This is a genomic window from Streptomyces sp. NPDC043176, from assembly GCF_056436715.1.
In genome coordinates this window covers 1-20,754 of sequence record NZ_JBWKCA010000039.1, presented here as the reverse complement: position 1 = coordinate 20,754, position 20,754 = coordinate 1, and the positions used below count along the sequence as shown (strand labels likewise).

17 protein-coding genes and 1 pseudogene are annotated in these 20,754 nt (G+C 70.0%); 12 read left to right on the top strand and 6 right to left on the bottom strand.

Features of this window, described 5'->3' with window-relative positions; genetic code table 11:
* Positions 1 to 90: 90 nt before the first annotated feature.
* From AC067A_RS35785 to AC067A_RS35750, 8 genes are all read left to right on the top strand, one after another.
* Positions 91 to 1,062 (top strand): carbohydrate ABC transporter permease, encoded by a 972-nt coding sequence (locus AC067A_RS35785; RefSeq protein WP_479247553.1) that lies wholly within the window; start codon positions 91 to 93, stop codon positions 1,060 to 1,062.
* Positions 1,059 to 1,979 carry a carbohydrate ABC transporter permease gene (locus AC067A_RS35780; RefSeq protein ID WP_479247551.1) on the top strand — a complete coding sequence of 307 codons (921 nt, stop codon included), beginning with the start codon at positions 1,059 to 1,061 and terminating at the stop codon, positions 1,977 to 1,979. The genes AC067A_RS35785 and AC067A_RS35780 overlap by 4 nt, the downstream gene beginning before the upstream one ends.
* A gap of 59 nt (positions 1,980 to 2,038) precedes the next feature.
* Positions 2,039 to 3,898: a glycoside hydrolase family 35 protein gene (locus AC067A_RS35775; protein ID WP_479247589.1), complete on the top strand. Its 1,860-nt coding sequence runs from the start codon at positions 2,039 to 2,041 to the stop codon at positions 3,896 to 3,898.
* Positions 3,899 to 4,038: 140 nt separating this feature from the next.
* The gene (locus AC067A_RS35770) at positions 4,039 to 4,188 is read left to right on the top strand and encodes a hypothetical protein (RefSeq protein ID WP_479247550.1); all 150 of its coding nucleotides are present in this window, start codon (positions 4,039 to 4,041) and stop codon (positions 4,186 to 4,188) included.
* On the top strand, positions 4,181 to 4,546 hold the full coding sequence (locus tag AC067A_RS35765) for a hypothetical protein (RefSeq protein ID WP_479247548.1): 366 nt from the start codon (positions 4,181 to 4,183) through the stop codon (positions 4,544 to 4,546). The genes AC067A_RS35770 and AC067A_RS35765 overlap by 8 nt, the downstream gene beginning before the upstream one ends.
* Complete coding sequence (locus AC067A_RS35760; RefSeq protein ID WP_479247547.1) at positions 4,543 to 5,439, top strand: 1-phosphofructokinase family hexose kinase; 897 nt, start codon at positions 4,543 to 4,545, stop codon at positions 5,437 to 5,439. The genes AC067A_RS35765 and AC067A_RS35760 overlap by 4 nt, the downstream gene beginning before the upstream one ends.
* 15 nt (positions 5,440 to 5,454) lie before the next feature.
* Entirely contained in the window at positions 5,455 to 6,291 is an 837-nt protein-coding gene (locus AC067A_RS35755; RefSeq protein ID WP_479247545.1) for a class II fructose-bisphosphate aldolase, read from the top strand.
* A gap of 654 nt (positions 6,292 to 6,945) precedes the next feature.
* Complete coding sequence (locus AC067A_RS35750) at positions 6,946 to 9,429, top strand: RICIN domain-containing protein (RefSeq protein ID WP_479247544.1); 2,484 nt, start codon at positions 6,946 to 6,948, stop codon at positions 9,427 to 9,429.
* 870 nt (positions 9,430 to 10,299) lie between these two features.
* On the opposite strand, the gene AC067A_RS35745 is transcribed toward AC067A_RS35750, so the two are convergent.
* Positions 10,300 to 10,626, bottom strand: a complete 327-nt coding sequence (locus AC067A_RS35745; RefSeq protein WP_479247543.1) for a GYD domain-containing protein — start codon at positions 10,624 to 10,626, stop codon at positions 10,300 to 10,302.
* Between the two features lie 310 nt (positions 10,627 to 10,936).
* The gene (locus AC067A_RS35740; RefSeq protein WP_479247541.1) at positions 10,937 to 11,482 is read right to left on the bottom strand and encodes a flavoprotein; all 546 of its coding nucleotides are present in this window, start codon (positions 11,480 to 11,482) and stop codon (positions 10,937 to 10,939) included.
* Positions 11,483 to 12,121: 639 nt separating this feature from the next.
* Here AC067A_RS35740 and AC067A_RS35735 point away from each other — a divergent pair.
* The gene (locus AC067A_RS35735) at positions 12,122 to 13,519 is read left to right on the top strand and encodes a pentapeptide repeat-containing protein (RefSeq protein ID WP_479247539.1); all 1,398 of its coding nucleotides are present in this window, start codon (positions 12,122 to 12,124) and stop codon (positions 13,517 to 13,519) included.
* 676 nt (positions 13,520 to 14,195) lie between these two features.
* Entirely contained in the window at positions 14,196 to 14,705 is a 510-nt protein-coding gene (locus AC067A_RS35730) for a GNAT family N-acetyltransferase (RefSeq protein WP_479247537.1), read from the top strand.
* A 306-nt stretch (positions 14,706 to 15,011) separates the two neighbouring features.
* Here the strand turns inward: AC067A_RS35730 and AC067A_RS35725 are convergent, their stop codons facing one another.
* The 3 genes from AC067A_RS35725 to AC067A_RS35715 form a co-directional block, all read right to left on the bottom strand.
* Positions 15,012 to 16,034 (bottom strand): zinc-dependent alcohol dehydrogenase family protein, encoded by a 1,023-nt coding sequence (locus AC067A_RS35725; protein WP_479247535.1) that lies wholly within the window; start codon positions 16,032 to 16,034, stop codon positions 15,012 to 15,014.
* A 162-nt stretch (positions 16,035 to 16,196) separates the two neighbouring features.
* Positions 16,197 to 17,150, bottom strand: a complete 954-nt coding sequence (locus AC067A_RS35720; protein WP_479247533.1) for an MFS transporter — start codon at positions 17,148 to 17,150, stop codon at positions 16,197 to 16,199.
* On the bottom strand, positions 17,098 to 17,358 hold the full coding sequence (locus AC067A_RS35715; RefSeq protein ID WP_479247531.1) for an MFS transporter: 261 nt from the start codon (positions 17,356 to 17,358) through the stop codon (positions 17,098 to 17,100). The genes AC067A_RS35720 and AC067A_RS35715 overlap by 53 nt, the downstream gene beginning before the upstream one ends.
* Positions 17,359 to 17,570: 212 nt before the next feature.
* Here AC067A_RS35715 and AC067A_RS35710 point away from each other — a divergent pair.
* Positions 17,571 to 18,498, top strand: a pseudogene (locus AC067A_RS35710) (helix-turn-helix domain-containing protein).
* Between the two features lie 175 nt (positions 18,499 to 18,673).
* Positions 18,674 to 19,189 carry a hypothetical protein gene (locus AC067A_RS35705; protein ID WP_479247527.1) on the top strand — a complete coding sequence of 172 codons (516 nt, stop codon included), beginning with the start codon at positions 18,674 to 18,676 and terminating at the stop codon, positions 19,187 to 19,189.
* Positions 19,190 to 19,462: 273 nt separating this feature from the next.
* On the opposite strand, the gene AC067A_RS35700 is transcribed toward AC067A_RS35705, so the two are convergent.
* Entirely contained in the window at positions 19,463 to 20,209 is a 747-nt protein-coding gene (locus AC067A_RS35700) for a methyltransferase domain-containing protein (RefSeq protein WP_479247525.1), read from the bottom strand.
* Positions 20,210 to 20,754: the final 545 nt, after the last annotated feature.

The following is a 20,754-nucleotide window of genomic DNA, read 5'->3' as shown; positions in this document are numbered from 1 at the left end:
CGCCCCCGCCCGGCGGCCGCCGCCCCGTCCGTCCCACCGTCGCCAGGAGTCCCGTCACCGTGCCGGCGGCGGCCACAGTGAGGAACACCCGTGACCCACGCACCCGTTGCGCACCGCGCCCCCGCACGGCGCCCGGCAGCCACTGCCCCGCCCCACCGGACGCGCAAGACGAAGCCCCCAGGGAACCCCCGACGGCTCGGCCCGCTGCTCTTCTGCGCGCCCTTCGTCGTCCTGTTCGTCGCCATGTACATCGCGCCGATCCTGTACGCGGCCCACAGCAGCCTCTTCACCATCCGCCGCTCCGGCCTGGGCCTGACCGCGCCCACGGAGGTCTTCGCCCCCCTGGACAACTACACGCGGGCCCTGGAAGACAGCTCGTTCACGGCCTCGCTCGGCCGCGTCGCCCTCTTCGGAGTCGTACAGGTACCGCTCATGCTGGGCCTCGCCCTGGTGTTGGCCCTGCTCATCGACTCCAAGTCCGCGCGAGGCCGGGGCTTCTTCCGCCTGACGAGCTTCGTCCCCTACGCGATTCCCGGTGTCAGTGCCGCACTCGTGTGGTCGTTCATGTACTCCTCGACGTCCAGCCCGCTCAACCGGCTGCTCGAACCGCTCGCCGTCACCGTCCCCTTCTTCGACGAAGACGTCGTGCTGTGGTCCGTGGCCAACATCGTCACCTGGAGCTGGGCCGGCTACAACATGATCATCATCTACGCGGCCCTCCAGTCCATCCCCGCCGAAGTCCTGGAAGCCGCCCGGATGGACGGGGCCTCCGCCCTGCGGACCGCCTGGAGCGTCAAGATCCCCGCCGTGCGGGGCGCGCTGGTGCTGACCACGGTGTTCTCGATCATCGGGTCGGCCCAGCTCTACAACGAGCCGGCCGTCCTGCAGCCGGTCTCGGGCGGATCGATCTCCTCCGCGTTCACCCCGCTGATGTCGGCACAGAGCGCGGTCGCGGCCGGCAACTACCCCTACGCCGCGGCCCAGTCGGTCCTGCTCGCCCTCGCCGTGGGCGCGGTGTCGCTCACCTTCTTCAAGCTGACCCGCCGAGGAGACCACGCATGACCACGGTGATCCCCACCCCCACCGCCCCGACCCGGCCGCGGCGTGAGACGAGTCCCACCTCCACCGCCCGGATCCGGCCGCGGCGCGAGACGAGTCCCGCCAGCCGCGTCACCGTGCTCGCCCTGCTGGGTCTGTCCGCGGTCTACTTCCTCTTCCCGCTGTGGTGGCTGCTCGTCTCGGCGACCAAACCCTTCGGAGAGCAGTTCGGAGGCAGCGGCCTGTGGTTCGACGGCTTCGGCCTGTTCGACAACATCGCCCGGCTCAGCAGCCAGGACGACGGCATCTTCTGGCGCTGGATGCTCAACAGCGTCGTGTACTGCGGCGCGGGAGCGCTGATCGGCACGGTCCTGTCCGCCCTCACCGGATACGCGCTCGCCAAGTACGACTTCCCCGGCCGCGGTCTGCTGTTCTCCCTGGTCCTGGCAGCCGTCCTGCTGCCCAAGGTGCTGTTCACGCTGCCGCTCTACCTGATGTTCTCGGGCGTCCACCTGATCGACAGTCCCCTCGCCGTCCTGCTGCCGAGCGTCGTCAGCCCCTTCGGCGTCTACCTCGCCAGGGTCTTCGCCGAACAGAGCGTGCCCGACGAGGTCCTCGAGGCCGGGCGTCTCGACGGCGCGGGGGAGTTCCGTGTCTTCCGTACGATCGCGGTGCGCATGATGCTGCCCGCCCTGGTCACGATCTTCCTCTTCCAGTTCGTGGAGATCTGGAACAACTACCTCCTCCCCGCCATGGTCCTGGGCGACGACCGGCTGCAGCCGGTCACGGTCGGCCTCGTCGGTTGGAACGCCAGCCACGTCGCCGTGCCCCCGCCCCTAGTCGTCATCGGTTCGCTGGTGTCCATCGCGCCGCTCCTGATCGCCTTCCTCTCGCTCCAGCGGTTCTGGCGCGCGGGCATGACCGCCGGAGCGGTCAAGTGACGACTCTGTTCGATCCCACCGCCGGCCCACCCGCGGTCCCCGTCCCCGCGCCGGCGCACGTGCCGACACCTCCCGCTCTGACCTGGGCCGACGGTGCGTTCTCGCGCTCCGGACAGCCGCACCGCATCCTGTCCGGCTCCCTGCACTACTTCCGCGTCCACCCCGAGCAGTGGGCCGACCGCCTCCAGCGTCTCGCGGCGCTGGGACTCAACACCGTCGACACCTACGTGCCGTGGAACTTCCATGAGCGTCGCCGCGGCGACATCCGCTTCGACGGCTGGCGCGACCTGCCGGCCTTCCTCCGGCTCGCACAGGAGACCGGCCTGGACGTCATCGCCCGCCCGGGCCCGTACATCTGCGCCGAGTGGGACAACGGGGGGCTGCCCGCCTGGCTGACCGGCCGACCCGGGATGCGCCCCAGAAGCAGCCACCGGGACTTCGTCAACGAGGTGGGCCGCTGGTTCGACGTCCTGATCCCGATCATCGCCGCCCGTCAGAGCACACACGGCGGACCCGTCGTCGCCGTGCAGGTCGAGAACGAGTACGGCAGCTACGGCGACGACCCCGTCTACCTGCGCCGGCTCCGCGACTCCCTGGTCTCACGAGGAATCACCGAGCTGCTGTTCACCGCGGACGGACCGACACCGCTGATGCTCGACGGCGGAACCATCCCCGGCGAACTGGCGGCGGCGACCTTCGGATCACGCCCCGATCAGGCAGCCGCGATGCTGCGCTCGCGCCGCTCCGGCGAACCCTTCCTGTGCGCCGAGTTCTGGAACGGCTGGTTCGACCACTGGGGCGAGCGGCACCACGTGCGCTCCCCGCAGAGCGCCGCCGCCGACGTGGAGGGCATCCTCGAGCAGGGCGGCTCGGTCAGTCTCTACATGGCTCACGGCGGCACCAACTTCGGACTGTGGGCAGGCGCCAACCACGACGGAACACGCCTCCAGCCCACCGTCACGAGCTACGACTCCGACGCTCCCGTAGCCGAACACGGGGCACTCACCCCCAAGTTCCACGCCCTGCGCGACAAGCTCACCCCGTACGCCTCCCGTCCCGTACCCGACCCGCCGGCCGACCCGCCGCTGCTCGAGCCGATGAGTCTGGGCATACGACGCGGGGCCGGGCTGCTGGAGGCACTCGGCGCGGTCTCGACGCCCCTGCACTGCACCGGCCCGCTGAGTTTCGAGGAGCTGGGACAGTCCTCCGGCCTCGTGCTCTACACCGCACACCCCCGCATCCCGCCCGGGACCCACGAGGTGACGGTCACCGGTCTCCACGACCGCGCCCAGGTCTTCCTCGACGGCACCCTGGTCACCGTCCTGGACGAGCCGACCTCGACCTTCACCCTCACCGGAACGGGTGCCGCGGTCCGACTCGAGCTGCTCGTGGAGAACCAGGGACGCATCAACTACGGTCCGCTGCTCGGCCAGCGCAAGGGCATCCTCGGCGGCGTCCGCGTAGAGCGCCGACTCATCCACGGATGGTCCATGCGCCCGCTGCCCCTGGACGAGTGGACCGCCGACGACCTCACACGCGCCGCCGCGGCCGAGCCCGCCGACCACCTCATACGCGCCGCCGCCGCGACCGAACCCGCCGACGACCTCACACCCGTCGCCGCGACCGAACCCGCCGACGACCGCGGCATCGCCACGGCACAGCTGAACGTCGAGGAACCGGCCGACACCTTCCTCGCCCTGCCCGGGTTCGGAAAGGGCTTCGTCTGGGTCAACGACACCCTGCTCGGCCGCTACTGGAACATCGGCCCCCAGACGACCCTGTACGTCCCCCGGCCCCTGCTGCGGCGGGGAGCCAACGTCCTGACGATCCTCGAGCTCGACCACTTCGGCGAGCACGTCGACCTCCTCGACGCACCCCGCCTCGGGCCGTGCGAAGAGTTCGTCGAGACCTTCGACTGATCCGCACACAGCGCACCGCACCGCACCGCACCGCACCTCGGACCAGGGCGCGCCGTACGGAGGGCGCCTCACGCCGCGAACCGCCCTGCCGAGCTCCCGACTCCTCCGGCCGCCTCTCGTTCCCAAGGAGAGCAACACCGATGACCACTTCACACGACTCCGCGTACCCGTCGCGGACCACGCGCGAGATCGCCACCCGACGGGACTGCCGGCGCAGGGCGGCCGCCTCCGCCGCCGACCGGCCGCGGGCCCTGACCCGCTCGGTCGTCCTGGACGGCGCGGATGGCTGAGTACACCGACAGCGGCGCGTGCGTGATCGCCCTGGACGTCGGCGGCACGTCGATGAAGGGCGCCGTCCTGGATGACACCATGCGCCCCCTGGCGGAAAGCAGGCTCGGCGCCGCCGGGGGCGTGGACGACGCGCTGTTCGTCGCCCTCGGCACAGGCCTCTCCGACGCCGGAGACCTCCTCCTCGCCCCTCTCCGGGACGCCGTCGACTGTCGTCCGACCTGTCAGCGTCGACCCGAACCGGTTCAAGCGGCGCTCGGAGCGCAGGCCGGCTGCATGGGTGCGGGTCTCCTCGCCTGTGAGGCGACCGGCGCTCCGGTGACGGCCGGCTTCACCGATCACGTGGAAGGTCCGCTGTGATCCTCACTGTCACCTTGAACCCGGCCATGGACGTCACGTACGTCGTCGACGAGGTCACCCCGCACACCTCTCATCGCGTCGAACGGACCTTCGAACGCGCCGGTGGCAAAGGCACAAACGTGGCCCGCGTTCTGACGACGCTGGGCCGCCCCGCACTCGCCACCGGCCTGGTGGGAGGAACCACCGGCCGGTCCTTTCGTGAGGAGCTCCGCGCCGCCGGTCTGCGGGACGCCTTCCTCCCGGTGCGGGGGGAGTCCCGCAGGACCCTCACCGTCGTCTGCGAGCGCAGTGGGGACGCCACCGTGTTCAACGAGCGCGGGCCGCACGTCGACCAGCCGTCCTGGAAGGCGTTCACCCGGCGGTTCGCCGAACCGGCCGGTCAGGCTCGGGTCGTGGTTCTCGCAGGCAGCCTCCCACCAGGCCTGCCGGACGACACCTACGCGAGGCTGGTGACGGCAGCCCGCGAAGCCGGCTCCCTCACCGTCCTCGACACCAGCGGTGACGCCCTGCTGGGCGCACTGGCGGCTGGCCCCGACGTGATCAAGCCGAACGCGGCGGAGATCCGCGAGGCCATCGGCAACTCCGACCTCGCCGACGCTTCGGCCGAACTCCAGGCACGCGGAGCCCGGACGGTCGTCGCCTCCGACGGCCCGAAGGGCCTGCACGTCCTCACCCCGAACGCGCGCCACCACGCCGTGCCGCCCGTCCGGCTCAGCGGCAACCCGACCGGCGCGGGCGACGCGTGTGTCGCCGCCCTCGCGGCAGGGCTCCTGGACGGCCGCCCGTGGCCGGACATCCTGCGCGACGCCGTCGCCCTGTCGGCGGCCGCCGTCGCCGCGCCCCTCGCCGGCGACTTCCGCCGTGACGTCTACGACCAGTTCCGTACACCGTGAGTGTGGAGACCACCCGTGCCCCTGACATCCACTGACGACATCATCGGCCCCGCCTACGCCCAGAACCGGGGGGTGGGAGCCTTCAACGTCGTCCAGCTCGAACACGCCGAAGCCATCGTCGACGGAGCCCACCGTGCCGGCCTTCCCGTGATCCTCCAGATCAGCGAGAACACCGTGCGCTACCACGGCTCCCTGACCCCCATCGGCCGCGCCGCCCTGAGCCTGGCCGAGGAGGCGACCGTGCCCGTGGCCGTCCACCTCGACCACGCTGAGTCCGAGGACCTCGTACGCGAAGCCGTACGGCTCGGCTTCACCTCCGTCATGTTCGACGCCTCCAAGCTGCCCTACGAGCGGAACGTCGCCGCGACGAGGGCGGTCACCGAGTACGGACACCGAGCCGACGTCCTCGTCGAGGCCGAACTGGGCGAGATCGGCGGCAAGGACGGCGCCCACGCCCCGGGGGTCCGCACCGACCCGGACGAGGCACGCGCGTTCGCCGCGGCGACCGCCGTCGACTGCCTCGCCGTCGCGGTCGGCAGCTCCCACGCGATGGCCACACGCGACGCCGTTCTGGACTTCGACCTGATCGGCCGCCTCCGCAGCAGCGCCGGCGTGCCCCTCGTCCTGCACGGCTCCTCGGGCGTATCCGATACGGACCTGGCCAAGGCCGTCACGGCCGGCATGACGAAGGTCAACATCTCCACCCACCTCAACGGCATCTTCTCCGCCACCGTGAGGCGGGAACTGGACCGCCGGCCGACGGTCAGCGACTCCCGCACCTACATCGGAGCGGCCCGCGAGGAGGTCGCGTCCGAGGTCGCACGTCTCCTGCGGGTCCTGGCGCTCGTCTGACACCCACGGGCCCCACATCTGCCTGCGACCGGGTTAAGGGCCCGCCAGAGGCGCTCACAGAGCCGAAGAACACCGTTGCTCCCGGGGTTCGTTGCCTCGGCGCGCGTCGGGGCTCAGGGGAGTGGAGAGCGCCCTCCGCACACCCCCGCCCAGGGAAACGGAAGTTACCCCGCCGCAACTCTTGTTTTACCGGTCAAATGAGCCGTACGGTCCACCCAACCCGCGGCAGCCGCAACCCGGCGGCCGCCCGGACCGGCGCGGAACGTCGCCTGGGCGCACAGGCCTCACCCTCCGCTCCCTGCCCGCCCCGGCACCATCACCCGACGCAACCGGGACATCCCCCCCACGGCACGGCTCTCCGCCTGCGAGGCGCACCGCACGACGCGCCGCCACCCCCCCAATAGGGACGCCCCACCTCCCTCCGCGACCGCACCGCAACGCGGTCGCCCCCACAGGAACACACGCCCCGCCGTGTGCCCCCGAAAGCTCCCCCCGGTACCGGACGCGCTCCACGTGGTGCGCCGTGGTCCCGCGAAGAGAGCACCGCACTTGGAGCGCAACGAGCCGCTCCGAGCACCACCGCCGTCCCGAAGGGACGCCGGACCACCCAAGGAGCCGTCCCCCTTCCACGGCTCCTGCGATCAAGGAGTACTCGTGACCACCCCTCGAACCAGACTGGCCGGGGCACTCGCCGCGGCCGCACTGGTCATCACCGGCAGCAGCGTGCTGACGACGCCCACGGCAGCCGCCGACTCCACCACCGCCTCCTACACCGTCACCGCCGGAGCCAAGGGCTCCTGGACGACCCCGGACGACACGCCCGCAGGCACCTACATCGACAAGGACGGCACCTTCTACTTCCAGCAGGCCCACGCCCTCTACGGCGCGAGCGACTCGCGCAAGTGGACCTTCTACACCGGAACGAACCTCGACACCGCCACCCGCTCCAGCACCCTCAGCGACGCGGTCAACCCTGCCAACGGCAACGACCGCAACAACGACACGACCTGGCGCTGCAACAACAGCCCCACCGGCGTGGAGTCCACCCAGGCCCCCTCCACGGGCACCTACGCGCACCGCAACTACTGCGACCTCGCGGGCGTGTGGGTCGACCCCGACACCGGCGACTGGTACGGCCTCGTGCACAACGAGTTCACCCCGGAGCCCTTCGCGGACTACTCCCACTACGACGGCATCGACTACGCCGTCTCCAAGGACCAGGGCCGTACGTGGACCATCAAGGGCCACGTCATCACCTCTCACTACAGCACCAAGCGCGGCGACACCACGGCCTTCCCCCAGCAGACCTACCACTACGGCACCGGTGACCAGCGCCTGTTCGCCGACACCGCCTCCGGCTACTTCTACGCCTTCTACGGCTCCCGCATCGTGAACAAGGGCGGCGGCTGGGCAGCCTTCTACGGCCACGTCGCCCGCGCCCCGATCTCGGCCAAGATGGCGCCGGGCTCCTGGCAGAAGTGGTACAACGGCGCCTGGTCCGAGCCCGGTGTCGGCGGCCGCGAGAGCACCATGGTCCCGGTCGGAGGCACCAACACCACCGGATACGTCGCGCCGGCCAAGGAATACAACCCGGCGAACAGCGGCAACGTCAGCCAGCAGATCGCCAACGGGCTGACGCCCGCCACCTCCCCGCTCTTCGTCATGGACATCACCTACAACGCCCACCTCGGCCTGTACATCGGGCAGCCGCAGGCGGTCGACCAGAGCGGCAACGCCTCCCAGGAGATCTACGCCACCGACAACCTCGCCACGCAGAAGTGGTTCCGCCTCGGCGACACGGGCTCGTACAAGAACGCCTCCTGGTACCGCTGGTTCCTCGACAGCGCCAACAAGACCAGCTCCACGATCGTCGGCAAGGACTTCCGCTCGTACTGCTCGTTCGGCTGCTCCGGCGAGGCGAGCGGTGAGTACGTCAACCTGACGATCACCACCACGGAGCCCGCCGCTCCCGTGGACACCTCCAAGGCCTATCGCATCGCCGGCGGCGGAGGACGGATCCTGGCGCAGGTCTCCGGAAGCTCGGCCACCACGTCGCTCGCCTCCTCCTCCGGCTCCGCCCTGGAGTCGTGGACCTTCACCTCCAACGGCGACGGCTCGTACCGCATCGCCAACGCGAGCACCGGACAGCTGCTCGGCGTCGGCACCGGCTCCACGGCGACCCGGGCCTGGGGCACCAAGCCCACGGTCAGCGCGGCCCAGACCGGAAGCGCCGCCGTGGGACAACAGTGGTTCGTCGTCCGCGGCACCTCGCACACCGACGGAACGGCCACCGGCACGTACAAGATCGTCAACCGCTACAGCGGCCTCGTCATCGGCCTCTCCTCCGACACCAACCGACTCGCCGAGACCACGCCCACCCGCAGCTGGACCAACACCACCGGCAACACGGTCGGCGGCACCCGAACCGCCGGCGAGCAGACCCTGACCCTCACCCCGACCGCCCAGGCCCCCGAAACGGTGTCGGTCAGCAGCCCGGGCAACCAGAACACGCCCCTGAACACCGCCGCCTCACTCCAGATCAACGCCACCGACTCGGCCGGCAAGCCCCTCACCTTCACCGCCACCGGGCTCCCCACCGGACTGAGCATCAGCTCCAGCGGCCTCATCACCGGCACCCCCACCACGGCGGGAACCTCCACCGTCACCGTCACCGCCTCCTCCGGCAGCGCCGTCGGCACAGCGACCTTCACCTGGGCGGTCACTCCCTCCCTCAACGGAGTCCACACCCTCACCGCCGCGGGCAAGGCCCTCGACAACCCCGACCACAGCACCACCAACGGCACCCAGCTCATCACCTGGACGGCCACCGGCGGCGCCAACCAGAACTGGACCTTCACCCGGCGGACCGACGGCACCTACGAGCTCAAGAACGCCGAGTCCGGACTCTGCGCCGACGTCGAAAGCGCCTCCACCACCGCCGGAGCGAAGATCATCCAGTGGACCTGCACCAGCGGCCCCAACCAGCGCTGGACCCTCACCCCACAGGCCAACGGCACCTACACCGTCGCCTCCGCGACGAGCGGACTGCTCATGACGACCGCTTCCTCCACCAACGGAGCCCTGGTCACCCAGCAGCCCGACACCGGCAGCACCCTCCAGCGGTGGACCGTCAACTGACCCACCGGCCGTAACCGATCTGTCGGGGTCCCGAACACCAACGGGACCCCGACTCGGTTTCACCAAGCATCGACGAGGACGCCGTTTCGACCAGCGCGCTGTTTCGACGAATGCCCCGCATCGACGAGCGCGCCGTTTCGACCAGCGTCAGGCCCGCCCGCCGTACGACCTCGGGAACGCGCCGCCGGACGCGCTCCTGCCGCACCCGCGCGCCGCCCCCCATCCGCCGCGCACGACATGTGCCTGCCCGCGACCGACACCGACGAGGACAAAGCCGGCTACGCCCACACCATCGCCCTGGTCACCGTCGACCGCACCGTCGAATACCGCGAAGAGGACGAGGCCCCCGGCGGAGCACTGCTGTCGAAGGTCACCGTCGTCGAACCACTCAAGGGCACCCCACCGGCGACGATGACGATCGGCCAGTCCGTCCTGCGACAGGCCGACGGAACGTACGCGAAGACCAAGCCCACCTACCTGCCTCTCGAACCCGGCCACCCCTGCATCGTCGGCACCGTCCCCCACCCCGACTACGACGACGGATGGATCTGGTTCGCCACCGCCGCCGACCTCACCGCCGCCACAACCCGCTGGACCCACGCCGTCGACCACCAGAACCCCCCCACACCCCGACCCCGCCTGCGCCGACGTCACCACCGACCCCAGCACCCCGGCCCTCCGATAGGCCCCATGCCGACACGCCCCCAGGGAACGTGCCGTGCCCCCGGTCCGCGATCCGCACGCGAGGCGCGAACCCCTCCGCCAGTGATCAGGAGAGGTCCGCTGTCCCCCGGCGCATGGGCGAACCACTCATCCGGCGCATGGGCGAACCACTCATCGCGCCACCCGAAACCCCACCGCTCCGGACCGTTACGCGCCCGGTGCCCGGTACTGGACCCGCTCGGCCTTGCGCAGGGCATCCAACGTCTCATCGACGGTCATGAGAACCGTCGTCTCGAACGAGCTGAGGGCGCCGCCCCCACTGATCGCCAATGCGACCGCGGCCATGGACACGTTGTCGGGGGCCTCCCACAGGTTGTAGCCGTCGTGCGTGCCGAAGGCGTACCAGAAGCCGTGCAGCTTGCCGCCGACGGACTCGATGTACGCCTGAGCGGCCTTCGCACGGTCCTCGGGCCGCGCGGTCAACCTCGCCCAGGTCTCCGGTGTGTAGCTGAACCGCGACAGATAGAGCGGCATCACTTCTCCCTTTCGTCCCACCAAGGGATGCCCCTGCGGCACGGGAACGCGCCGGACGCGGCCCGCGCGTCCCCCGAACGGCCGGGTACGGCAACCAGCACGGCCGCACCCCACGGGTGACGGACAGCAACAACGGCGATCAGTCGAGGGTCCGGCCCATGCAGCTGTGCCCGTACGTCACACGCAGCGAACTACCCGGGCGCCCTGAAGGAGGGCGCAAGCCCTCACGTCCGCGGACGTATCGAACCACCGCCCCAGTCCGAAGCCGCCGGCCGTGCCACTACCCCGACGTCCGCTCCCCAGACCACGACTAGACAGCGTGCAGCACGTCCGCCACCGCATCCAGCGCAGCGTGCCACGGGTACGTCGCCGGCTCGCCCTCGCCCGGCTCGTGCGGCACGAATCCACCTTCGCCGTAGAGCACCCGGACACCGGCGCCCCGCAACGTCTGGATCGACTGCTCCCACTGGGGGTGGGCGGCGTAGGCCTGATTCACACACGGCATCACCGCGATCGGGATCCCCTTGCCGATGCCCTCGGCGACGACTCCGACGAGCCATTTGTCCGTGATCCCGAGAGCCCACTGATTCACCGTGTTGAAGGTGGCCGGCGCGACGACGATGGCATCGGGCTGCGGCCAGACGTCCGGCTCGCCCGGCATCCGGTAGTCCCACCGCACCGGGTGCCCCGTCAGCACGGCAAGACCGTCCAAAGACTGGCCGAGCCACCGCGCCGCCGTCGGAGTGAGACCCAGGCACACGTCCCAGCCGGCGGCCTGAGCCTCCTCGATGACCCAGGCGATGTCGAAGGCGGGCGTCGCCGCGCTGCTGAACAAATACAAGGTCCGAGTGCTCATAGCCCCATCCGATCACATGGCATCACCTCCGATCTGGGGGAGTGGCCGCCGAACCCGAACCCGGCCACGAGCCTCCAACGCCTTGGTACCCGCCCCGGTGGAGTTGTCACGACGTGATCCGTGGAGCGCAGGCGACTCACGCCCGCCGAGAGACCCGGAGGTCTGCGCCGCCCCGATCGTGCGGGGCGCCCAGCGGTCCCTGGCCTGGACCAGCGAGTCCGTCAAGTTGTCCTGGCGTCCCACTGGGTCTCGGCCTGAGAGCTCGTCCGCGCGCAGGCTCGTGTCGGCCGAACGTAGCCGCCTCATTGGAGGGTGCCCTTTTGTGTTCGGTCAAGGTCGAAGGCCGTGGGTCCGTGTCGCCGAAGGCGTGGCCGAACCGTGGGGGCATGCATGAGTGACAGCCAAATGAAGATCGAGCTCCCCATCGCCGACCACGACCGACAACGCCGCCAGATTGAGAGGACGCAACGCGGAGCCGCCCGTAGCACCGAATGACGCTACGAGTTTGCGGGGGCGTGGGCGTCCGAGCGTCCTCGTCGTCGGGGTACACCACCCGCGTGGAGCTGTCCTCTCTCGTGCATTCACCCACCTGCTTGCCTCGGAAAGGCGCCGCAGGACCATGTCAGGTGCCATGGGGAGATGACAGACGACCGGTCGCGCCTCCGTCTGGATGGCCATCGACCGCGAGCGAGCGAAGGCCGGCGGCACGGGTCGAAGACATCACCTTGGCTCATCGCCGGCTCGCTCCTGCCGGGCCTCGCTGCCGTCATCGCGCTGATCTTCACCTGGAGACAGGGGACCGACACCCTCGAGCAGGGCAACAGGGAGCTGCGGATCGCGGAGCAGGGGCAGATCACCGAGCGGTTCACCGCGGCGATCGAGCAGCTGAGCGAGGAAGACGAGGAGCTCACGTACGGCGGCATGTACGCGTTGCAGCGGATCATGGAGGACTCGGCGCGTGACCAGCCGCGCATCGTGTCGGTCCTCTCCGCGTTCGTCCGGTCCCACGCCCCCGTCCCCGCCACCGGCTTCGCCAAGCAGAAGGCTGGCGCCGAGCCCTCTGCTCTGGTCGGGGCCGTGATCGGAGTGCTGGCGGAACGCCCTCCGGGCCGGGACGGCTCTGCATTCGTCGACTGGTCACGCAGCGACCTGCGAGGCCTCCGGCTCAGAGTGCAGAGCGACGTACCGGGCGGGCCTCCCAGAGTGCCCCGGCTCCCGTTCGGCGGAATCCGGCTGAAGAACTCGGACCTGCGCGGCGTGGACTTCACGGCGGTCGACCTGAACCGGGCCTTCCTCAACGACGCGCAGTTGGCCGACGCCGTGCTCACCCGGGTGGATCTCACCGGGGCCGACCTGACGGGAGTGAACGCCGAGAAGGCACGCGTACATGACTCGGTGCTGAAGGGCGCGGACCTCCGCGGCGCGAAGCTGCCGAACACGAACTTCGTGCGGACCGACCTGACCCGTGCGCGTCTCGATCAAGCGGATCTCCAGGACGCCCGGTTCTCCTCCGTCGACGAAGAATTCCAGTCCGATGACGACGGCGGTCAACTCACTGGAGCCCACCTGGAAGACGCCGACTTGACCCGCGCCTTCCTCTTCAACGCGGACCTGGCGGGCGCCGATCTCCGCAACGCCGACCTCACCTCCGCCAATCTGGGCGGGGCCGATCTCTGCAACGCCGTGCTGAACAACGCACAACTGTCCTACCCACCAGAAATCCCGGCTGGTAATGCCAAGACCGGCGCCAACCTGACGGGCGCCGACCTGCGCAATGCCGACCTCAGCCACGCCAACCTGGCCGGCGCCTTCCTGATGGGCGCTGACCTCCGCGGAGCCAACCTGCTCAGCACCGATCTCACAGGCGCGACTCTGGCCGGCGCGAATCTGACCGGCGTCGACCTGAGCAACACCATCGGCCTCCCCCCTGACGCCGGCAAGGGCAAACCACAGCCCCCTCCCCGACCCCAGCAACCCTGCCCTGCCCCCACCGGAGCGAACCCGACCGCCCCGCCACCAAGCTCGTCGCCCAGGTGAGGCTTCGTACAGTGCCGTCACCAGCCACGTGTGTATCCGATTTCGGCGGGGGAGTGAGCCATGAGGGTCTGTCCCGGCACCCTGCACTGCCCCCACTCCACGGCACGTGGAATGTCGGACAGTCCCTAGCCGACGAAGACGACGTGGTCGGGCCGACCGCCTGGGACGATGGTCACTTCGTGGACCGCGCCCCCCTCGGTGGCCATGCGAATTCGGTCGGGAGCCGCCGCCTCCGCAGTCACCTCCTCGTCATCACCGAACGCCGCGGAGACGAGACCGCCGAGAAGCAACAGGGCCTTGTCCGAGGCGATGACCGGATCAGGCTGATGTTGCAGCTCTCCGCCACCAGCACCGCGACCAGGGAGACGAGCAGGCCCTCCATGCGGGTGCGCACTCGGAGACGTACTCGAAGGCCTCGAAGAACGAAGTCCGGGAGTGGGCAGCCCGGGAGTGGCCAGTCCAGGAGTGGGCAGTCCAGGAGTGGGCTTCGAACAGCAGGTCCGGCCGGTCGATCAGGGTGCCCGGGGCACGCACCTCGCATGGGATTCAAAGCCACGTGAAGGAAGGGAGCCCTGCCCTCAGCCGGCGTGCCGGTAGGGACTGGGGTGCCTACGCGGCTGAGGTCGGCCGCCGCCATCATGATGTCTGAATCCGAAGACCAGAGGGGGCAACACCGATGCTGCTACGTGATGTCGAGTACGGCGACGTCGATGCCTACGTCCGGATGCGGTGCGACCCGGTCATGATGGCCGAGCTGGGCGGACCGGTGCCTCGCGAGGGGATGGAGGCGAAGGTCCGGCGTGATGTGCAACGGGTGGCAGCGGGCACCGACTGGACGAAGATGATCGTGCCCGATGGGGCAGGGCTGGGCGTGGTCGCGGGAACCGTGGCCTTGTGGTCCCACGACGCAGACGGCGGGCGTATCTGCGAGATCGGCTGGATGGTTTTGCCGGAGTACCAGGGGCGGGGGTTCGGCAAGCAGGGCGTCCGGATGCTGCTTGAGCTGGCCCGCGAGGACGGCCGGTGGGGGCTGATACACGCATTCCCCGCAGCGGCCAACGCCCCGTCCAACGGTATCTGTCGCGCTCTCGGCTTCCGGTTTTTGGGCAGCCAAGACGTGCCCTTCGCCGGTCGAGTCCTGCAAACCCACCACTGGGCCATCGACCCTCGCACCGACCTGACCTGAAACAGGTCCGCAGCACTCTGGAGACCCACGAGGACCCACGAGGAGCCCCGAGGGCGGAAGGCATTCAGGAGGTCGGCGAGGACGACGGCAGCGCCGGCGCGGGCGAAGGCGCGAGCGGTGGCCAGGTCCATGCCGGAGGCGGCACCGGTGACCAGGGCGACCTGCCCGGGCGAAGTCGCAGGTGGGGTTCATCTGCGAAGAGTCCTGTCCAATCACTGGGACTGGGACTGGGACTGGGACTGGGACAGGGACTGGGAGACATGACTGAGCTGCGTGACGCCGGTCGGCGGCGCCACACGGGATGACTCAGGGGCGCAGGAGCACCTTGGTGGCGCGGCGTTCGTCCATGGCCTTGTAGCCTTCGGCGGCTTGTTCGAGGGGGAGGGTGAGGTCGAAGACCTTGCCGGGGTCGATCTTGCGGTCCCAGATGAGTTGGATGAGTTCGGGCAGGAAGCGGCGGACGGGGGCGGGGCCGCCTTCCATGTGGATGCCGGCGAGGAAGAGGTCGAAGCCGGGGATGTGGACGTCGTAGTTGACGCCGACGAAGCCCATGTGGCCGCCGGGGCGGGTGGCGCCGATGGCCTGCATGGTGGATTCGCGGGTGCCGACGGCTTCGACGACCGAGTGGGCGCCGAGCCCGCCGGTGAGTTCCTTGATCTTGGCGACGCCCGCGTCGCCGCGTTCCTCGACGATGTCGGTGGCGCCGTAGAAGCGGGCGAGCTTCTGCCGTTCGGGGTGGCGGGACATCGCGATGATGCGCTCGGCGCCGAGCTGCTTGGCCGCGAGGACGGCCATGAGGCCGACGGCGCCGTCGCCGACGACGGCGACGGTCTTGCCGGGGCCGGCTTCGGCGGCGACGGCGCCGTACCAGCCGGTGCCGAGCACGTCGGAGGCGGCGAGCAGTGAGGGGATCAGGTCCTCGTCGGGGTGCCCGGGGGTGGCGACGAGGGTTCCGTCCGCGTAGGGGATGCGGGCCTTCTCGGCCTGGGTGCCGATGGTGCCCGCCACGAACTGGCGGTGGACGCATCCGGACTGGTAGCCCGATCGGCAGATCTCGCAGGTGTTGTCGGAGATGACGAAGGAGCCGACGACGAAGTCGCCGACCTTGACGTTCTTCACCTCGGAGCCGATCTCCTCCACGACGCCGACGTACTCGTGACCCATGGCCGTGTGGTCGGCGGACTCGATGCCCCGGTACGGCCACAGGTCGGAGCCACAGATGCAGGTCGCGGTCAGCCGGACGACGGCGTCGGTCGGTTCGACGATCTTCGGGTCGTCGCGGTCCTCGACCCGGACGTCACCGGCGGTGTGCATGACTACTCCACGCATGGTGGTTCTCCTTGCTTGGTGCTTCCGGCGCCTCGGGCGCCTGCGTGTGATCAGGAAGGCACGACTTCCTGGGGAATGAGGGGAAATGTTCCGGTGTGGCGTCGTCGGTGTCGTCCGACGGTCCCGCCGACAGCCCTAGAGACGGTCCCGCCGCCGGTGGCCCTAGAAGGGGGCGGGCCCCCCGCGGCGACCCTGGACGAGTGCGATGGTGATCGTGGGGATAAGGGTCAGCGAGGCGAAGGCGGCACCGACCATGGCGGGTCCGGCGGCCTGGAAGGGTGAGTCGAGGGCGAGCCCGGCGATCCAGGAGCCGACCGCGGTGCCGAAGTTGAACGCGGACACCGTCAGGGCCGAGCCCAAGGTGGGGGCCTTGCCCGCGAACCGGACGCCCAGAGCGATCAGGACCGGGGTGCCGAGGAACCCGACCAGCCCGAGCAGGGCGACCAGCACCACCGTAGGGACGGCGAAGCCCGACAGCAGGCCGAGCGCCGGCAGGATCACCGTGGCCGACGCCGCGGCCGTGATCGTGGTCGCGTACGGGCGGACATCACCGAGTCGACCACCGGTGAGGAAGCCCGCCAGGGCGCCGGCACCGAAGCCGACGAGGACGAGGGGCACGAGACCCGCGGCGATTCCCGCCCGGTCGGTCAGCAACGGCGCGACGTAGGTGTACGTGCCCAGCACGCCGGCGCTCGTGGTGGCACAGGCCGCCAGCACCAGCCAGAGCCGGCCCGAGCGCAGCGCGGACAGCTCCGACCGGATCGACACGGTCTGCCCGCCGCGGGTCTCGTACGGGACCCGGCGCGCGATCAGCGCCACCGCGGCCACCGCCAGGACGGTCAGTATCCAGAAGGGTCCGCGCCAGCCCATCAGCTGCCCGGCGAACGCGCCGAGCGGCACGCCGACGACGTTGGCGAGCATGGCACCGGAACCGACCACTCCCACGGCGCGCGAGCTCGCGGCCGGGCCGGCCGCCCCGGTGGCCACGACGTTCGCCACCGCCCAGAACGCCCCGGTCGCCAGCGCGGTCAGGAAACGCGCGGCAAGCAGCAACCCGAAGCCCTCACCGACAGCGGCGATCGCGTGCCCCGCGGCGAAGACACCCAGGGCCGGCATCAGCGTCCGGCGGGCGGGCGGGCAGCCGCAGCGTCAGCATCGACATCACCGGCGCACCGATGATCAGCCCGACCGCGAACACGGTGATCGCCAGACCCGCACGGGCCACGCTCACCTGCAGGTCGCCCGCGATCTCCGGCAGCAGACCCGCCACCACGAATTCGGTCGTGCCCATCAGGAAAGTCCCCAGGGCCGGCACGTAGACCACGAGGGGAAGCCGACGGGAGGCAGGTGGCCGCTGCTCGACGCGTTCGTCGACGGAGGCGTGGAGGGTCGCTCCTTGCATGGTGGGGCTCCAGAGGGTGTCACGGTGGGGTGTCCATCCCAGAGAACCGGTATTCACGCAGGTCAGGAAGGTCGTGGTGATAGGGGGTACAAGCTCCACCTCCCTACCCGGCGGCACGCGCCTACCGTGGAGGCATGGACAAGCGCCCCGACAACCGCTCCGACATCCGGGACTTCCTCGCCGGCCGACGCGCCAGGATCACCCCAGAGCAGGCAGGGCTGCCCACCAGCGGCCGGCGCCGTGTCCCCGGCCTGCGGCGGGAGGAAGTCGCCGTCCTCGCCGGCGTGTCAGCACCGAGTGGTACACACGCCTGGAGAAAGGCCACATCAACGGGGTGTCCGAAGACGTCCTCGACGCGGTCGCCCGCGCACTCCACCTCGACGACGACGAACGCACCTACCTCTTCGACCTCCCCGCGCTGCCCAGCCCGCCGGCCGCGCACCCCGGCGCCGCAAGGCCGTCGACCTCCCACCCCGCGTCCAGTGGCTGCTCGATTCCATGACCCTGTCCGCGGCCTTCGTCACCAACGGTCGTCTCGACATCGTCGCCACCAACGCACTCGCCCGAGCGGTCCTCTCACCCATGTTCCGCAGCGACACCGCCGACGACCACGGCCGCCCCAACTGCGCTCGCCACTACTTCCTCGACCCGACCGCGCGGCACTTCGTCGCCGACTGGGACCAGGCGGTCACCATCACCGCCGCCCTGCTGCGCGCCGAGGCCGGCCGCTACCCCCACGACAAGGCATTGCGGGAACTCATCGGAGAGCTGTCCACCCTCAGTACCGAGTTCCGCACCCGCTGGGCCGCCCACGACGTCCGCATCCACCACGGCGGCGTCAAATCCTTCAACCACCCCGACGCCGGCCGGCTCGAACTCACCTACCAGCCGCTGGACCTGCCCCTGTCCACCCGAGAGGCACACTCCCTGACCCTCTACACCGCCGAACCCGGCTCCCCCGACGAAGACCGGCTCAAGCTCCTTGCCAGCCTGGCAGCCACCCCCGCCCCGCCCCCAGACCGCCAGAACAGAGCAGCCGACACCAGCGACTCACCTCAATAACGCCGCCGAGGCCGCCAGTCCCACCCCAGCGTGCGCTGGCCCGATCCAGCGATGGCGCCACGCCTGTTGCCCCGCAACCGAGGGATCCCCTGCCAGAACGTTCCCGCACCACCGGCTGACCGGAGCCGGGAACCCCAGGCCCATCGCCCTCTCGCCGGCGCGATAGCGTCCGCCTGTGACACAGCTCGTCCTGGACGCTCGACGCGACGTGAACTTTCGGCACCATGACTTCACAGGCCACGGACCCCACGGGTACCGGTGGGTCGATGTGAAGTCGTTCCGATTCACAGGGGACGTTCCGGACGGTGAGCTGCTGGCGGCGCTCGTCGCGCACGAGCAATTCCGTGATGACTACGCAGGCGGCGGCGTCGATCCTGAGGGGACCCGCCACGGCCCGTACTGGCTCAGGCACGTCACGGCGCGGGCCTACGAGCCGATTGGCAACGCCGAAGCACTCCAGACGCTCCGCGACTGGACCGACCGGCAAGGGTCCATCCCGAAGTCCCTTGAGGAGACGCTCGCCTCAGCGATGTGCACCGTGATCGACTCGGCCACCCACTGCTACCACCTCCGAGATCTGGGGCAGAGGGCGTTTCACGACTGGGGCGGTGTGCACATGGACTTCCACGAGTACGTCGCCGTCGACCGTGACCACTCACTGCTCACACTGCTGGTCGCAGCCGACGACTGACCCCGTCCGGACTCAAGCCGAGTCGTTCACGGAACTGCGGTCAGAGAGGCGGTTTTCCGGCGCCGGCCCACGGCCGACTTCTCGGATTCGGCCAGGAAAGAACTGGGCTCCACCCCCGACGAGTTGGCGCTACTTACCACCGGACCTTCGCCGCCTGCCGGGGCCCGGAAGGGCCCTACGCGGACGACACCGTCGACCCGGGCAGCTGCTCCAGCCATACGAACCCAGCGGGCGACACGGGCAGCGCGAAGCCCTGGGACAGGGGAGGGACGGTCACCTCCTGAAGACCAGGACCTCGGTGGACGCGAAGCCCATCGGGGCCGGGAAGCTGGCCTCCAGGCTGCAGCCGAGGGTCGCGAAGAGGTCCACGCACGCCTGGCGGGGCATGGCGGCTGGGTAGGAGTCGTGCCCTGCCCCGCCCTTCGTCGCCCAGTCGCGCATCGTCGCCGGGTCCAGGCAGGTCTCCGTCATGACGTCGAAGACGATCCGGCCGCCGGGGCGGACGACGCGTGCCATCTCGAGGAAGTAGCGGGATGCGCTGAGAAAGGTCACGGTGTTGAACACCTTGTGGGCCTGGACGAGATCGACGCTGCCGTCGGGCGTGGGAGCGAGGCTGCTGCCCGAGGTCGGTCGGGCGACCACCTTGAACGTGTCCACGAGGTAGTCGGCCCAAGGCGCCGCCGTCTCGTAGATCTCGTAGCGGCCTGGCGAACACTCCTTCAGGGTCTTTTCCAGGTACCGGCCGGACCCGGGGCCGATCTCCAGCACCGTCTTCGGATCGGCGGCGAAGACGCCGACGGCGCGCAGTTCGTCGATGGTCGACTGGGTCGCACCGGGGGTGCCGTTCATGACCTCGTCGAGGTAGTCGCCGACTGAGAGGCCGGCCGACCGCGCCGCCCGCATGGTGGCTTCGAACGGGAGGAAGTCGTCCACCCCACCCCGGTTGTTGGTACTGCGCACGATGTCGAATCCGGTGCGCCCCAGGAGCCGCTTGAGGCCCGACTTCACTGCAACCTTCATTCGGCATGACCTCCCAGGTCGTTTCCGTATCCGGAGCGCGGAAAAGCAGCTCCCGGCTCAAGGCAGGACGTGGGACCAGCAGCGGGGCCGGTGCGCACATCGGGCGGCGGCGGAACCGGCTGCGGCCCCGCCCGTTTCGGTAAAACGGCCGTGGCCCTTGGGTCAGGCACAGCAGACACTCCGGTTTCGATGAGGGCACGCCGAAGTCAAGGGCGTGAGTGAGGACGTGGCGCGAAGAGCGCTGCCTGGGAGTCACGGGGCGCAGGGCTGCGCACGATGGAACAGGATCTCGAGCGCACGTGGCCGAACCACACCACGGCTGGTCGGGGCGCCCTTCGCGCGGAAGGTCGCCATGGCCCGACCATCATGACCGACAGCCGCCTGGCTCAGAGGGGGAATGCAACATTTCAGAAAGCGGAGCCGAAAGATTCGCTATCGGTGACCGGTCTTCTGACGGCCTGACGGCCTGACGGCCTGACGGCCTGACGGCCTGACGGCCTGACGGCCTGACGGCCTGACGGCCTGACGGCCTGACGGCCTGACGG